Source organism: Streptomyces sp. UC4497 (assembly GCF_054871485.1).
Window position 1 is genome coordinate 107,388 of sequence record NZ_JBTYHB010000025.1, and the last position, 15,653, is coordinate 123,040.

Annotated in this window: 13 protein-coding genes; 7 read left to right on the forward strand and 6 right to left on the reverse strand. The window is 70.5% G+C overall.

Going from position 1 to position 15,653, the window contains the following annotated elements; translation table 11 throughout:
• Positions 1 to 149 precede the first annotated feature (149 nt).
• From ACYSUO_RS29060 to ACYSUO_RS29080, 5 genes are all read right to left on the reverse strand, one after another.
• A complete protein-coding gene (locus tag ACYSUO_RS29060; RefSeq protein ID WP_426906233.1) occupies positions 150 to 824 on the reverse strand; it encodes a GntR family transcriptional regulator in 675 nt (224 codons plus the stop codon).
• Positions 825 to 935: 111 nt separating this feature from the next.
• Positions 936 to 2,129 (reverse strand): NAD(P)/FAD-dependent oxidoreductase, encoded by a 1,194-nt coding sequence (locus ACYSUO_RS29065; RefSeq protein WP_461779208.1) that lies wholly within the window; start codon positions 2,127 to 2,129, stop codon positions 936 to 938.
• Positions 2,126 to 2,446, reverse strand: a complete 321-nt coding sequence (locus ACYSUO_RS29070) for a bifunctional 3-phenylpropionate/cinnamic acid dioxygenase ferredoxin subunit (protein ID WP_267073362.1) — start codon at positions 2,444 to 2,446, stop codon at positions 2,126 to 2,128. Before ACYSUO_RS29070 ends, ACYSUO_RS29065 begins: the two co-directional genes overlap by 4 nt.
• 28 nt (positions 2,447 to 2,474) lie before the next feature.
• On the reverse strand, positions 2,475 to 3,608 hold the full coding sequence (locus ACYSUO_RS29075; protein ID WP_461779209.1) for an aromatic ring-hydroxylating oxygenase subunit alpha: 1,134 nt from the start codon (positions 3,606 to 3,608) through the stop codon (positions 2,475 to 2,477).
• 125 nt (positions 3,609 to 3,733) lie between these two features.
• On the reverse strand, positions 3,734 to 4,819 hold the full coding sequence (locus tag ACYSUO_RS29080; protein ID WP_461779210.1) for an S-(hydroxymethyl)mycothiol dehydrogenase: 1,086 nt from the start codon (positions 4,817 to 4,819) through the stop codon (positions 3,734 to 3,736).
• A gap of 432 nt (positions 4,820 to 5,251) precedes the next feature.
• On the opposite strand from ACYSUO_RS29080, the gene ACYSUO_RS29085 reads away from it, so the two are divergent.
• Entirely contained in the window at positions 5,252 to 6,049 is a 798-nt protein-coding gene (locus ACYSUO_RS29085; protein WP_461779211.1) for an IclR family transcriptional regulator, read from the forward strand.
• Here ACYSUO_RS29085 and ACYSUO_RS29090 read toward each other — a convergent pair.
• Entirely contained in the window at positions 6,037 to 8,349 is a 2,313-nt protein-coding gene (locus tag ACYSUO_RS29090) for an FdhF/YdeP family oxidoreductase (protein ID WP_461779212.1), read from the reverse strand. The two genes, ACYSUO_RS29085 and ACYSUO_RS29090, sit on opposite strands and share 13 nt — an antisense overlap.
• A gap of 161 nt (positions 8,350 to 8,510) precedes the next feature.
• On the opposite strand from ACYSUO_RS29090, the gene ACYSUO_RS29095 reads away from it, so the two are divergent.
• From ACYSUO_RS29095 to purU, 6 genes are all read left to right on the forward strand, one after another.
• Positions 8,511 to 9,416, forward strand: a complete 906-nt coding sequence (locus ACYSUO_RS29095) for a LysR family transcriptional regulator (protein ID WP_461779213.1) — start codon at positions 8,511 to 8,513, stop codon at positions 9,414 to 9,416.
• Between the two features lie 155 nt (positions 9,417 to 9,571).
• Positions 9,572 to 10,798 (forward strand): sarcosine oxidase subunit beta family protein, encoded by a 1,227-nt coding sequence (locus ACYSUO_RS29100; protein WP_461779214.1) that lies wholly within the window; start codon positions 9,572 to 9,574, stop codon positions 10,796 to 10,798.
• Positions 10,799 to 10,819: 21 nt separating this feature from the next.
• Entirely contained in the window at positions 10,820 to 11,128 is a 309-nt protein-coding gene (locus ACYSUO_RS29105; RefSeq protein WP_461779215.1) for a sarcosine oxidase subunit delta, read from the forward strand.
• Positions 11,125 to 13,989, forward strand: a complete 2,865-nt coding sequence (locus ACYSUO_RS29110; RefSeq protein ID WP_461779216.1) for a 2Fe-2S iron-sulfur cluster-binding protein — start codon at positions 11,125 to 11,127, stop codon at positions 13,987 to 13,989. The genes ACYSUO_RS29105 and ACYSUO_RS29110 overlap by 4 nt, the downstream gene beginning before the upstream one ends.
• Entirely contained in the window at positions 13,979 to 14,572 is a 594-nt protein-coding gene (locus ACYSUO_RS29115; protein WP_461779217.1) for a sarcosine oxidase subunit gamma, read from the forward strand. The genes ACYSUO_RS29110 and ACYSUO_RS29115 overlap by 11 nt, the downstream gene beginning before the upstream one ends.
• A gap of 13 nt (positions 14,573 to 14,585) precedes the next feature.
• Positions 14,586 to 15,464, forward strand: a complete 879-nt coding sequence (gene purU, locus ACYSUO_RS29120; RefSeq protein WP_461779218.1) for a formyltetrahydrofolate deformylase — start codon at positions 14,586 to 14,588, stop codon at positions 15,462 to 15,464.
• Positions 15,465 to 15,653 lie beyond the last annotated feature (189 nt).

The window sequence follows — 15,653 nt, forward strand, 5'->3', positions numbered from 1 at the left end:
GTCGTCAGAGGCGGACGGCCGCGCGTTCACGTGGGAGTGAAACGACAGATGAACGAGATTGATATACCAGCGATCGGCACACTAGAACCGACGCGCGGCGGGCGTCAATGGGCCCCGGATTGACCGGAGTTGAGAGGCAGCCGGGTGCTTCAGATGATCGAGCGGATCGCGCGCTCGAAGTTCTCGACGTGCTCGGCGGCCACGGCCGAGGCCTTGGCCTCGTCGCCGTCGATGACGGCCCGCAGCAACTGCCCGTGTTCGTGGACGTGTTGCTCGAGTCCGGACAGGCGGTCGATGAACAGGCACCAGATGCGGGTGGCGAGGTTGTCGTAGTTGACCAGCGTGGCTTCGAGGTACGGGTTGTACGTGACCGCGTAGACGGCGCGGTGCACCGCCATGTCGAGCCGGAGCAGGCCGATCTCGCCGTGTTCCGGCGCTCCCTGCGACTCCTCCTCCACGCGGGTGAGCAGTTCGCGCAGCCGTTCCCGGTCCGCCGCGGTGGCCCGCTTGCTGGCGCGCGCGGCGGCGAGGGGTTCGAGTTCCTGGCGCACTTCGGAGATGTGGCCGAGGTCGGCGATCTGTACTTCGGTGGCGAAGGTGCCGCGCCGGGGGAAGGCGACGATGAGCCGCTCGATCTCCAGGCGCTTGAGGGCCTCGCGGACCGGGGTGCGGCCGAGGCCGAGGTCGGCGGCGAGGCGCCCGTCGTGGACGGGTTCGCCGGGGCGGATCTGCAGGGTGACGAGTCGGTCCGTGATCTCCTGGTACGCCTGGTCGGCCAGTGTCGCGCCGTGCGACTGGCCCCCGGCGGCAGGCACAGATGCCATCTCGCCCCTCCCCTGACGTGTCCGCGATGAGACCTCACCGTACCGCATCCCTGCATTGATATATCAGGGGTGCGGAGCGGCGGGAGAGGCGAAGGCATCGTGGCGGGCCCGTCAGGCGGCGGCGGGCGCGATCCTTTCCGTGGCGGGGATCAGGGTGCGGCGCAGGCGGTTGAAGATCTTGGAGCGGTTCATGGCGAGGACCGCAGTGGGCGCCCCGTCCTCCTTGTAGAGGGCCGCGAAGGACCGGCTCTCGTAGGAGCCCTCGACGAGTTCGACCTGGGCGCCGGGACCGACGCAGCCCGCGAGTTGGATGCGGACGTCGTACTGGTCGGACCAGAAGGACGGCGGGGTGGCCCGCGGGGTCGCGGACTCGCCGGTGAGCAGCGTGCGGGCCGCCGTGGCGGCCGACTCCGCGGCGTTCGACCAGTGCTCGATGCGGGCGTGCCGGCCGGTGAAGGGGTGCGGGCGGCGGGCCACGTCCCCGACGGCGACGACGTTGGGGACGCTGGAGGCGCCGCCCGCGTCGCACACCACGCCGTTGTCGACCCACACACCGGAGTCGGCGAGCCAGTCGTCGACCGGCCGGGCGCCCACTCCGACGAGCACGATGTCCGCGGGCAGCAGCCGCCCGTCCGTGAGCCGCACCCCGGTGACCCGGCCGCCACCGCTCTCCAGTTCCGCCACCCCCGTGCCGCACAGCAGGCGTACGCCATGGTCGGTGTGGAGGGAGGCGCAGACGCGGCCCATCTCGGCGCCCAACTGGCGTTCCAGCGGGGTGTCGAGCGCCTCGACCACGGTGACGTCGAGGCCCAAGTGGTGGGCGGTGGCGGCGACTTCGGCCCCGATGAACCCGGCGCCGATGACCACCATCCGGGGCGCCCCGCTCAGCAGTTCGGCACGCAGGCTCCGGGCGTCGTCCAGGGTGCGCAGGGTGTGGACACCGGCGAGTCCGTCCGTGCCGGGGAGACGGCGGGCGGTCGAACCGGTGGCGACCACGACGCCGTCGGTGTCGATCCTGCGCCCGTTGGCGAGGATGACGGATGTGGTGGAGCAGTCCAGGTGTACGGCGCGTTCGCCCAACTCCCAGTGGATTCCGAGCTGTTCGTACTCCTCGGCGTCACCGAGTTCGAGGGCATCGGCCGTGACCTCGCCCTTGAGGTAGGCCTTGGACAGGGGCGGGCGGTCGTAGGGGCGGTGCAGTTCCTCTCCTACGACGGTGATCCCTCCGTCGTATCCCTCGGAGCGCAGCGATCGGACGGCGCCGAGGCCGGCGAGCGAGGCTCCGACGACAGTGATGTGCTTCATGCGGGCTCCCCAACGGTGACGTGAAGCAGGACCTGACCGTCCTGGACGGTGACGTGGTGGGTGCGGACGGGCGTCTTGGCGGGCGGGCAGGTCGGGCGTCCGTCGCGCAGGTCGAACGACGCCTCGTGCAGGGGGCATTCGACGAAGCAGCCCTCGAGGAAGCCGTCGGCGAGCGAGGCGTCCTGGTGGGTGCAGGTGTCGTCGATGGCGTACACCGTGCCGTCGGCGTTGAAGACGGCGACGGGGGCCGGCACTCCCTCGGTCACGCGGATGGACTCACCAGGGGGCAGATCTTCGATGCGGCACACCGGGATCATGGGGAACCTCCAGGAAACAAATGGACGGTCAGTTGGCGCGCTGCGTGCCGAGCCGGGCCTGGAGCCAGGCGTGGAACTCGCCGATGTGGTGTTCGCTGGGGACGAGGACGCCGCCCTTGGCGTAGGCGCGCGAACTCATCGCGGGCTGGGTGCGCTCGCAGGCGTCGAAGTCCTGCTGGTTGACGCGGTGGAACAGTTCGACGGAGCGCTCGACGTCGGTTCCGCTGCCCACGACGTGCGGCAGATAGAGCCAGTCGCACTCGACGATCGTGCGGTCGTGGGAGATCGGGTACATCCGGTGGAGGATCACGTGGTCCGGGACCAGGTTGATGAACACCTGGGGCCGCACGGTGATCGCGTAATAGCGCCGGTCCTGCTCGTCGGCGACCGAGGGGATGCGGTCGAGGCCCTCGGAGCCGTCGACGGTGAAGCCCCTGGCCTCTTCGGCGAACTCTGCGCCGTGGCCGACGAAGTACTGGGCCGCCAGTCCGTCCTTGAACTCCGGCAGCACTTCGGTGAGTTCGGGGTGGATGGTGGCGCAGTGATAGCACTCCATGAAGTTCTCGATGATGAGCTTCCAGTTCGCCTGGACGTCGTACGTGATGCGCTTGCCGAGGTCGAGGTCCCCGATCGCGTAGTTCTCGATCGCGTCGGCGCCGCCGAGGCGTTCGCTGACCGCTCCGATCACCTCGTCCTCGAAGGAGGGCGGCTGCTCGGCCAGGCACACCCACACATATCCGAGCCACTCCCTGACATGCACGGTGACCAGGCCGTATTCGGTGCGGTCGATGTCCGGCATCGACGTCAGGTTGGGTGCGGCGATCAGCTTGCCGTCGAGGCCGTAGGTCCAGGCGTGGTACGGGCACTGGAAGTTCCGCCTGACCTCACCCGACTCCTCGGTGCACAGTTTGGCGCCGCGATGCCGACAGATGTTGAGGAACGCGCGCACGGAGCCGTCGCGGGAACGCGCGACGAGGACGCTCTCGCGGCCCACTTGGTAGGTGCGGAAGCTGCCCGGCTTCGTGAGGTCGGAGGCCCGGCTCACGCAGAACCACATGGACTCGAAGATGTGCTCCTGCTCCTGCGCGAAGATCTGCGGGTCGGTGTAGTAGTCGCCGGGAAGCGTGGAGATCAGACTCGGGGGCAGGCTCGTGATGCTCATCAGGAGTCACCTCGGTAGATGTCGTACGGACACGCGGCAGGTGCCGAAGCGAAGCGAGTTGTGTGTGGTGTCGGGGCTCAGAGGGACCCACGCTTGGGGGCCCCGTGCTCAGAGGGCCCCCGCGCTCACAGCGTCACCACTGAGCGCAGTACGTCTCCGCGGCGCATGGCGTCGAACGCGGACTCCACCTCGTCCAGGCCGATCTCCTCGCTGACGAACGCGCCGAGGTCGAAGCGGCCCTGGAGGTAGAGGTCGATGAGGGCGGGGAAGTCGCGGGAGGGCAGGCAGTCGCCGTACCAGGACGACTTGAGGGCGCCGCCGCGACCGAAGACGTCGGCGAGCGGCAGTTCCAGTTTCATCTCGGGGGTGGGGACGCCCACGAGGACTACGGTGCCCGCCAAATCGCGGGCATAGAAGGCCTGTTGGTAGGTCTCGGGGCGACCCACGGCCTCCACCACGACGTCCGCGCCGAAGCCGCCGGTGAGGGAGCGCACCGCCTCGACGGGGTCGGTCCTGGAGGAGTCGACGGTGTCGGTGGCGCCGAACCGCTCGGCCTTCGCCAGCTTCCGCTCGTCGATGTCCACGGCGATGATGCGGGCGGCCCCGGCGACCTTCGCCCCGGCGATCGCCGCGATCCCGACGCCTCCGCAGCCGATGACGGCCACCGAGTCGCCCCTGCCGACGCCGCCGGTGTTGACCGCCGCGCCGAAGCCCGCCATGACGCCGCAGCCGAGCAGGCCCGCCGCGGCGGCCGTCGCGGACCGGTCGACCTTGGTGCACTGACCGGCAGCGACGAGGGTCTTCTCGGCGAACGCGCCGATGCCGAGCGCGGGCGAGAGCGTGGTGCCGTCGAGGAGGGTCATGGCCTGCGTGGCGTTGTGCGTGTCGAAGCAGTACCAGGGCCTGCCGCGCCGACAGGCCCGGCAACTGCCGCACACCGCGCGCCAGTTGAGGATCACGAAGTCGCCGGGCGCCACATCGGTGACCCCGTCGCCGACGGACTCGACGACGCCGGCGGCCTCGTGTCCGAGCAGGAACGGGAACGCGTCGCCGATCCCGCCCTCCCGGTAGTGCAGATCGGTGTGGCAGACGCCGCAGGCCCGTACCTGCACCAGCGCCTCCCCCGGTCCCGGCTCAGGGACCAGGATCGTTTCCACGGAGACGGGGGCGCCCTGCTTGCGGGCGACCACCGCGCGTACCTCGTGAGTCACGGTTGAGCTCCTTGGGGTCTGTCGAGGGAGGCAGATGAGCCGTATGGGCTGTGGAGGAGCCGTTCAGGAGAGCCGAACTCTGTTGCGCATGAAGAACCTTGACGCGTTCTACGCAACGCCCAAACTGTCGTCTCCGTCGACGGCGTGTGTCAAGGGGCATCTGAGATCTGCCGCTCGACACCTCAAATGCGCACGTCGGGGCGCCAGTTGGCGTCGTCGCCTGCGGGTCGACCCCGGTGCGCAGCGCGGACGTCGGGGCGCCACGCGCGGCGCATGACTTCCGCCGTCCCGGGTAGCCGAACTGGCTAGACGGGCTTTCCCTGCCCTAATTCAGGAGGCACCACTTATAGGAGACGAGCGTGAAGATGGGGCCGAAGATCCGCTTCCGCATCGCCCTGCCGCCCGCCCGCGGCCAGCGCCTATAGTCGCGCCATGAGAAAGCATGACGCAGACAGTGAGACAACGGGCTCGTCGGGCGCCGGAGTGCAGTCCGTCGACCGTGCCGTGAGCGTTCTCGAGATTCTCGCCCGGCGCGGGGAAGCAGGCGTCAGCGAGATCGCCGCGGAAATCGACGTGCACAAGTCGACGGCATTCCGTCTGCTGGGCGCGCTGGAGGCGCGCGATTTGGTCGAGCAGTCGGGCGACCGGGGAAAGTACCGGATCGGTTTCGGCATCGTACGCCTGGCCAGCTCGGTCACCGACAATTTCGATGTGACACAGCAGGCCCGCCCGTTCTGCGAGCAGCTCGCGGAGGAATTCGGGGAGGCCGTCAACATCGCAATTCTGCAGGAACATTATGCGGTGAACGTCCTCCAGGTGCGCGGCCCGATGGCGGTCAGCACGCACAATTGGGTCGGCCAGCTCACCCCGATGCATGCCACATCCAGTGGAAAGATATTGCTCGCTCATGTACCGGAACGGGAGCGCGCGGAAATGCTCGCGGCCTCCCACATGAAAAAGATGACACCGCACACCCTGACCGCGAAGGGAAAGCTCGAGAAGGATCTCGCGCAGACCCTTGAGCGCGGATATGCGGTGACGCTAGAGGAATTGGAGCTCGGGCTGCACGGAATGGCCGCGCCCATCAGAAACGCCCAGGGTGAGGTCATCGCCGCGATCAGCGCCTCGGGTCCCGCCTACCGGTTCTCCGAGGAGCGGATGCACGAGCTCTCCCCCACGCTGCTGCGGAGCGCGCAGGACATCAGCCGCAAGATGGGCTACCTGGACTGACCGGGGCCGTCCCCCTCGGCCGGTTCCATCCGGATGATCACGGCCTTGGACGTGGGGGTGTTGCTCTTCTCTGCGACGCTGTCCAGCGGGACGAGGACGTTGGTCTCCGGGTAGTAGGCGGCCGCGGAGCCCCGGGGCGTCGGGTAGCCGACGGCGCGGAACGCGGGCGCCCTGCGCTCGCTGCCATCGGTCCACACGCTGATCAGGTCGACCAGGCTCCCCTCCGCGATGCCGAGTTCGGCGAGATCCTCCGCGTTGGCCAGGACGACGCGCCGCGCGCCCTTGACGCCGCGGTACCGGTCGTCCATCGCGTACGGGATGGTGTTCCACTGGTCGTGCGAGCGCAGCGTCTGCAGGATCAGGTGGCCGGGCGGCGCGGTGAGCCCGGTGAAGGTGTTCGCGGTGAAGACGGCGGTGCCGCTCGCCGTCTGGAAAACGCGCTTGTTGACGGGGTTGGGCAGGTTGAAGCCGCCCGGTTCCCGCACGCGCCGGTTGAAGTCGTCGAATCCCGGCACCACGTTCGCGATGTGCTCGCGAATGGTGTCGTAGTCGTTCTCGAATGCCTGCCAGGTGATCCCGTGCCGCTCGCCGAGGGTCCTGCGGGCGAGCCTGCTGATGATGGACACCTCGCTGAGCAGCGCGGGTGAGGCGGGCGCGAGCCGGCCGCGGGTGGCGTGCACATCGCTCATCGAGTCCTCGACCGTCATGAACTGCTCACCGCCCGACTGAATGTCGCGGTCGCTGCGCCCCAGCGTGGGAAGTATCAGCGCGGTGCGGCCGCACACGGCGTGCGAGCGATTCAGTTTGGTGGAGATGTGGGCCGTCAACCGGCAATTGCGCAGGGCGCGTTCGGTCACGTCGCTGTCGGGCGTGGCGCGGACGAAATTGCCCGCCACCCCGACGAACACGTGGGCCCGCCCGTCGCGCATGGCCCGGATCGCGTCGACAGCGTCGGCCCCGTGCCGGGTGGGCGGGGCGAAGTCGAATTCCTTCTCCAGGGCGTCGAGGAACGACTGCGGCATGCGCTCCCACACGCCCATGGTGCGGTCGCCCTGCACATTGCTGTGGCCGCGCACCGGGCAGACGCCGGCGCCGGGCCTGCCGATGTTTCCGCGCAGCAGAAGGAAATTGACGACTTCGCGGATGGTGGGGACGCCGTGCTTGTGCTGGGTCAGGCCCATGGCCCAGCACACGATGACGTTCTTGGCGCCGAGCACCCGCTGGTGGACCTCCTCGATCTCCTCCCGCGTGAGCCCGGTGGCCTTGAGGACCTCCGCCCAGTCGAGCCCGCGAATGTTGTCCGTGAAGACCTCATAGCCCGAGGTGTGGGCGTCGATGAACTCGCGGTCGAGGACCGTGCCGGGCGCCTTGTCCTCGGCCTCCAGGAGCAGCAGGTTCAGCGCCTGGAAGAGGGCGAGGTCGCCGCCCGGCCGGATCTGCAGGAACTGGTCGGCGATCTCGGTGCCCCGGCCGATGACACCCCGCGCCTTCTGCGGGTGCTTGAAGCGCAGCAGCCCCGCCTCGGGCAGCGGGTTGACCGCGACGATCTTCCCGCCGCGCCGCTTGGTCTCCTCCAGGGCCGTCAGCATCCGGGGATGGTTGGTGCCGGGGTTCTGGCCGACGACGAAGACCAGGTCGCTGTTGTGCAGGTCGTCGAGACTGACGCTGCCCTTGCCGATGCCCAGCGTCTCGTTGAGGGCCGAGCCGCTGGACTCGTGGCACAGGTTGGAGCAGTCGGGCAGGTTGTTGGTGCCGAAGGCCCGCGCGAAGAGCTGGAGGAGGAACGCGGGCTCGTTGGCGAGCCGGCCCGAGGTGTAGAACAGCGCCTCGTCGGGGCTGTCCAGGCCATTGAGCTCGTCGGCGAGCAGGTCGAGCGCGCCGTCCCAGCCGATCGGCTCGTAGTGGTCGCTGTCCGGGTACTTGACCATGGGCTCGGTCAGCCGGCCCTGCTGGTTGAGCCAGTAGTCGGAGGCCTCCGCGAGCTCGCTGACCGGGTGCTCGGCGAAGAACTCGCGGGTGACGCGGCGGGTGGTGGCCTCGTCGGCGATGTGCTTGGCGCCGTTCTCGCAGTACTCGTTGCGGTGCCGCTTGTCCGGTGCGCCCTCGGGCCAGGCGCAGCCGGGGCAGTCGATGCCGCCGTCCTGGTTGATGTTGAGCAGGGTCAGGGCGGTGCGCTTGGGCGAGGTCTGGCTCAGGGCGTACTGGAGGGCGTGGGCCACGGCGGGCGCCCCGGTGGCCCAGGTCTTGGGCTTGCTCAGGGAAAGGTCCTCTGCGGGCTCTTCGATCGCGCGCACGCCCATCACCTCTACGTTTCCGACTCACCGGGAGACGGCACGCCCCCGTCGCCCAGCATTCGTCCGCGCTCGGCCCACGGTCAAAGCGGAAAGTCCGATCGTTGATAGGCAGCTACGATCACGGGCGGACGTAAACCACCGAAGTCGGCCGGAAAGGGGGTGGGACCGTGCTCCTGCGACAGCTCGAATACCTCGTCGCGCTGACCGGCACCGGCCACTTCGCCAAGGCCGCCGAGCAGTGCTTCGTGTCGCAGCCGACACTGTCCGAGGGCATCCGCAAGCTGGAGACCGAGCTCGGGGTGCCGCTGGTGCGCCGCGGCCGGCGCTTCGAGGGCCTGACGGCGGAGGGCGAGCAGGTCGTCGTGTGGGCCCGCCGGATGCTCGCGGACCGGGACGCCATGCAGTCGGGGCTCGCCGCGCTGCGCGCAGGGCTCAGCGGGGAGCTACGGCTCGGCGCCGTGCCCACGGCGGTCGGCGCGGTCGCCCTGCTCACCCAGCCGTTCTGCGCGGCCAATCCGCACACCACGGTGAACGTCCAGGCCGATCTCCAGGGTGACGACATCGTGCGCCGGCTGCGCGCCTTCGAGCTGCACGGGGCGGTCTCGTACCACAGCCGGACCCTGGATCTGCCGTTCGTGCCGCTGTACCGGGAGCGCTACGTCGTGCTCACCCAGGAGGACCCGGACCGCTCGGCGCAGGAGATCAGCTGGGCCGAGGCGGCCGCGCTGCCGCTGTGCCTGCTGCATCCGCGGATGCTGGGGCGCCGGGTCCTGGACGACGTGTTCGCGGAGCTGTCCCTGACGGTGGCGCCGCGCGTGGAGACGGACTCCATCGCCTCGCTGATCGCGCATGTGCGCACCGGCCAGTGGTCGAGCATCATCCCGCACACCTGGCTGCACGTCTTCGGGATCCCCGCCGGGATGGAGGCCGTGCCGCTGCACGGTCCGCGGCGCAGCGCGCGGATCGGTCTGCTGCTGCCGCCGCGCGATCCGCTGTCGGTGATGGAGCAGGCGCTCGCGGACCTGGCCCGCGCCTCGCGGATGCACACGGTCCTGGACGTGCTGCCGGGCTGAGCACCAGCCGCCGCAACTCCCTGCTCCGGCACGGCGGTTACGGGCTTGTTTTCCTCCTCCGTACACCATTGACGCGCCCCTGAGGGGCTGGCTACGGTGACGACGTCCGCCACTGATATATCAGAGCGTCACCAGTCGGTTTTCAAGGAGTCCTCATGACCCCCGACGCACACGACCTGCCCGACCACCCCGACTTCCTGTGGCGCAACGCCGATCCGAAGAAGTCCTACGACGTCGTGATCGTCGGGGGCGGCGGACACGGCCTGGCGACGGCGTACTACCTCGCCAAGAACCACGGCATCACGAACATCGCCGTCCTGGAGAAGGGGTGGCTGGCCGGCGGCAACATGGCCCGCAACACCACGATCATCCGCTCCAACTACCTGTGGGACGAGAGCTCGGGCATCTACGAGAGCTCGCTCAAGCTGTGGGAGACGCTGGAGCAGGACCTCGGCTACCCGATCCTGTTCAGCCAGCGCGGCGTCCTCAACCTCGCGCACAACCTCCAGGACGTCCGGGACAGCAAGCGCCGGGTGTACGCGAACCAGCTCAACGGCATCGACGCCGAGTGGCTGGAGCCGGACGAGGTCGCCAAGGTGTGCCCGATCGTCAACACCAGCCCGGATGTGCGCTATCCGGTGCACGGCGCCACGTACCAGCCGCGCGCGGGCATCGCCAAGCACGACTACGTGGCATGGGGCTTCGCCCGCCGCTGTGACGCGTACGGCATCGACCTCATCCAGAACTGCGAGGTCACCGGCATCGATGTGAGCGGGGGCCGGGTCACCGGGGTGCGGACCACCCGGGGCCGGATCGGCGCCGGGAAGGTGGCGCTCGCGGCGGCCGGACACACCTCAATCCTCGCGCAGATGGTCGGCCTGCGGCTGCCGCTACAGAGCCATCCGTTGCAGGCGCTGGTGTCGGAGCTGCTGGAGCCCGTGCACCCGACCGTCGTGATGTCCAACGCTGTGCATGTGTACGTGTCCCAGGCGCACAAGGGCGAACTCGTCATGGGCGCGGGCATCGACAGCTACAACGGGTACGGGCAGCGCGGCGCCTTCCACATCATCGAGCGGCAGATGGCGGCGGCCCTGGAGCTGTTCCCGGTGTTCGCGCGCGCCCACATGCTGCGCACGTGGGGCGGCATCGTCGACACCACCCCGGACGCCTCCCCCATCGTCGGGCTCACCCCGGTCGAGGACCTGTACCTCAACTGCGGCTGGGGAACCGGCGGTTTCAAGGCGACGCCGGGTGTCGGCTGGGCGTACGCGCACACCATCGCGACCGGTGAACCCCATGACACCAACGCGCCGTTCACCCTCGACCGGTTCACGACCGGCGCCCTCGTCGACGAGCACGGCGCCGCCGCCGTCGCGCACTGAGCCCCTTTCTAGGAGAGACCCATGCAGCTCATCCCCTGCCCCTGGTGCGGGCCGCGCGAGGAGACCGAGTTCCACTACGGAGGCCAGGCGCACGTCGAGCACCCCGCCGACCCGCACGCGCTCGACGACGAGCAGTGGGCCCAGTACGTGTTCTTCCGCGACAACCCCAAGGGTCCCTTCGCGGAGCGGTGGGCGCACACGGCGGGCTGCCGCCGCTGGTTCAACGCCGTGCGCGACACCGTGAGTTACGAGTTCCTGACCTTGTACCCCGTGGGGTGCCCGAACCCGCTCGGCACCGCCGCGCGAGAGCGCCAGGAGGCGACCGCATGAGCACTCCCTTCCGCACCTCCTGCGACACGTACGGGCGCGTCGACCGCTCCACCACGCTGGACTTCGTCTTCGACGGGACGCCGTACACCGGGCACCCCGGAGACACCCTCGCCTCCGCGCTCCTCGCGAACGGTGTGCATCGGGTGGCGACGAGCATCAAGTACGGCCGCCCGCGCGGCATCCTGGCCGCCGGTGTCGAGGAGCCCAACGCCCTCGTGCAGATCGAGGCACCGTTCCCCGAGCCGATGCTCACCGCCACCACGGTCGAGCTCTACGACGGTCTGGTGGCGCGCGGGCTCGGCGGCCAGGGGCGGCTCGCCGGTGAGCCAGATCCCGCCCGCTACGACGCGCGGCACCTGCACGCCGAGCTGCTGATCGTCGGCGCGGGCCCTGCCGGTCTCGCGGCCGCGCTCGCCGCGTCCGACGCGGGGGTCCGGGTCGTCCTCGTCGACAGCGCAACGGAGTTGGGTGGCAGCCTGCTCGGCACGCGGGAGACCGTCGACGGCCGGCCCGCGCAGGAGTGGGTGGACTCGGTGACGCGGCGGCTCGCGGAGTCCGGGAACGTGACCGTCCTGACCCGCACCACCGCCCTCGGCCACTACGACGACAACCTCGTCCTCGCCCTGGAGAAGCGCACCGACCACCTCGGCGCCGCGGCCCCGAGCCACGTGTCCCGGCAGCGGGTGTGGCGCATCCGGGCCGAGCAGGTCGTGCACGCGACCGGCGCCACCGAGCGGCCGATCGCCTTCGACGACAACGACCGCCCCGGCATCATGCTCGCCTCCGCGGCTCGTACGTATCTCAACCGGTACGGCGTCCTCGCCGGCCACCGGGCCGTCGTCTTCACCACGAACGACTCCGCGTACGACGCGGTGCTCGAACTCGCGGACGCGGGTGTGGAATTCGCCGCCGTGGTCGACGCGCGGCCGACCGTCCCCGCCCGGCTCGCCGGGGCGCTGGCCGAGCGCGGTATCCCGCTGCACCGCGACCATGTCGTCACCGGGACCAGTGGCGGCGAGCGCATCTCCCGCGCGCACATCGCCCAGCGCTCGGCGGTGGACGCCCGGCGACACGGCGTCGACTGCGACGTGCTGCTCGTCTCCGGCGGCTGGAACCCGGCCGTCGCCCTGTTCAGCCAGGCGCGCGGGAAGCTGCGCTACGACGCGGAGCTCGCCACGTTCGTGCCCACCGAGGCGCTGGCGACCGTACGGACGGCGGGCGCGGCGGACGGTCTGCGCACGCTCGGAGAGTGCCTCGGCAGCGGTATCGCCGCGACGGCCACGGCGCTGGAGGCGCTCGGCGTCGCGGTCGCGCCGTTCGGCGTTCCGGCGGCGGCTACCGAACTCCCGTCCCCCAGTGCGGTGTTGTGGCGCGTGCCCAGTCCGCGGGACGGCGCGGACGGTACGGCGCAATTCGTCGACCTGCAACGCGACGCCCTCGCCAGCGACGTCTTTCGGGCCACCCGCGCCGGGCTCCGCTCCGTCGAGCACGTGAAGCGCTACACCACCATCGGCACGGCGCACGACCAGGGACGTACATCCGGGATCCTCACCTCGGGCATCGTCGCCGAGGCGCTCGGCGAGGAGGTGGCGGACCTCGGCACCACCGGCTTCCGGCCGCCCGTGCAGCCCATCGCGTTCGCCGCGTTCGCGGGCCGCAACCGGGGCGAGCTGTTCGACCCGGTGCGGGTAACAGCGCTGCACGCCTGGCACGAGCGGCACGGCGCGCTGTTCGAGGACGTCGGCCAGTGGAAGCGGCCCTGGTACTACCCGCTGCCCGGCGAGACGATGGACGACGCGGTGCAGCGCGAGTGCCACGCGGCGCGCAACGGCGTGGCCATGATGGACGGTTCGACGCTCGGCAAGATCAGCGTGCAGGGACCCGACGCGGGCGAGCTGCTCAACCGGCTCTACACGAACATGATGGCCACACTGAAACCCGGCCGGATCCGCTACGGGGTCATGTGCGGCGTCGACGGGATGGCCATCGACGACGGCACGGTCATCCGCGTCTCGGAGAACGAGTTCCTCGTCACCACCACAACGGGCAACGCAGCCATGGTCCTTGAGTGGATGGAGGAGTGGCTCCAGACGGAGTGGCCCGACCTGCGCGTCCACCTCACGTCCGTGACCGAGCACTGGGCGACGATCCCGCTCGTCGGCCCGCGCTCCCGGGAGGTGCTCGCCGCGGTCGTCGGCGACGACCTGGATGTCTCCAACGAGGCGTTCCCGTTCATGAGTTGGCGCGACACCGTGATCGCGGGCGTCGACGCCCGGCTGTGCCGGATCAGCTTCTCCGGCGAGCTCGCGTACGAGGTCAATGTGCCGGCCTGGTACGCCACCACGGTCTGGCAGGCGCTGTACGACGCCGGGCAGCCGCTCGGCCTCACCCCGTACGGCACCGAGACCATGCACGTGCTGCGCGCCGAGAAGGCGTACCCGATCATCGGGCAGGACACCGACGGCACGGTCACCCCGCAGGACCTCGGGATGAACTGGGTGATCTCCAAGAAGAAGCCGGACTTCGTCGGCAAGCGGTCCTTCGCCCGGCCCGAGAACCAGCGCCCCGACCGCAAGCGGCTCGTCGCACTGCTGCCCACCGACGAACGCACCCTGCTCCCGGAGGGCGCGCAGATCATCGCCACCGAGGCGGTGCCCGCGCCGCCGGTCCCGATGCTCGGCCATGTCACCTCCAGCTACCGCAGCGACGCCCTGCAGCGCACCTTCGCCCTGGCGCTCGTGCGCTCCGGCGCCGCCCGCGTCGGCGAGACCCTCTACGTCCCGCTCGACGGCGCCACCGTGCCGGTGACCGTCGCCGAACCCGTCCTCTTCGACAAGGAGGGAGCCCGCCGTGACGGCTGACGCCCCCGCCCACACCCCCGCACGCATCAGCCCGCTCGCCGACTGGGCCCCGCGGCTCCCCTCCGGCCTGACCGCCCGCGAACTCCCGTTCCTGACCCAGCTCACCCTCCGGGTGACACCGGGCAGCACGGCGGCCACCGCCATCGAGGGGTACCTCGGGTACGCACTGCCCGGCGCCTGCCGCGCTCATCTGGACGCCGAGGTCAAGGCGCTCTGGCTCGGCCCCGACGAATGGCTCCTGGTCGCACCCGCCGGGCGCGCCGGGGAACTGACGGCCGGGCTGCGGTCGGCGATCGGCGAGGAGTTCGCCACCGTCACCGACACCTCCGCGCAGCGCACCGTCCTCGCCCTCGCGGGCCCCCTGCTGCCGGAGATCCTCTCGCAGGGCTGCGCCCTGGATCTCGCGCCGGACAAGGCCGACGCGGGCGCCTGCCACACCACGCTGCTCGCGCAGGCCGGTGTCACGCTCGTGGTGCGCGAAGCGGGCCCGCGGGCGGTCTGGCTGCTCGTCCGGTCGTCCTTCGCCGGATACCTCGCGGCGTGGCTGGCCGACGCCTGCACCGAGTACGCCGTCGACTGCTGAGGAGACACCTGTCGTGACCACCTCGCCCAGCGCACGCACCGACAGCGATCAGTACATCCTGACCCTCACCTGCCCGGCCCGCCCCGGCATCGTGCACGCCGTCACCGCCTTCCTGGTCGGCGAGGGCTGCGACATCACCGAGCACCAGCAGTTCGACGACACCGACAACGGCACCGTGTTCCTGCGGACGAGTTTCACCGCGCCCGCCGATTCGGAACCGGCCCACCTGGAGGAGCGCTTCGCCGTCACGGCCGAGGCGTACGCGATGGACTGGCGGCTGCGCGACGCGGCGGCCGCACCCCGGGTGCTCGTCATGGTGTCGAAGTTCGACCACTGCCTCGCCGACCTGCTGTACCGGTGGCGCAGCGGCACCCTCGACGGGGACATCGCCCTCGTCGTCTCCAACCACCCCGACCTGCGCGAACAGGTGGAGCAGGCGGGCGTGGAGTTCCTGCACGTACCGGTCACCCGAGACACCAAGGCGGCGGCCGAGGAGCAACTGCTGCGCCTCGTGGACGAGCACGCCATCGACCTGGTGGTGCTCGCCCGGTACATGCAGATCCTCTCCGACGACCTGTGCAAGGCGCTGGAGGGGCGGGCCATCAACATCCACCACTCGTTCCTGCCGAGCTTCGCCGGCGCCAAGCCCTACCACCAGGCCCACGCGCGGGGCGTCAAGCTCGTCGGCGCGACCGCCCACTACGTCACCGCCGACCTGGACGAGGGCCCCATCATCGAGCAGGAGGTGATCCGCGTGGACCACCGCCAGAGCGCCCGGGAACTCGTCCTCGTCGGCCGCGACGCGGAACGCCTGGCCCTGGCCCGCGCGGTCAACTGGCACTGCCAGAACCGCGTCCTGCTCCACGGAAACCGCACGGTCATCTTCAACTGAGCGTGCCGAGCACCGGGACCGCTCCGGAGTCGGGGGGCGGGGGGGGGGGCGCGCCCCCCCCCCCCCCCCCCCCGCGGCCCGGGGGGCCCCCCCCCCCCCCCCCCCCCCGGCGCCCCCCCCCCCCCCGGGGGGGGGCCCCCCCCCCCCCCGGCGGGGGCGGGGGGGGGGGGGCGCGGGGCGTTAGGGGGG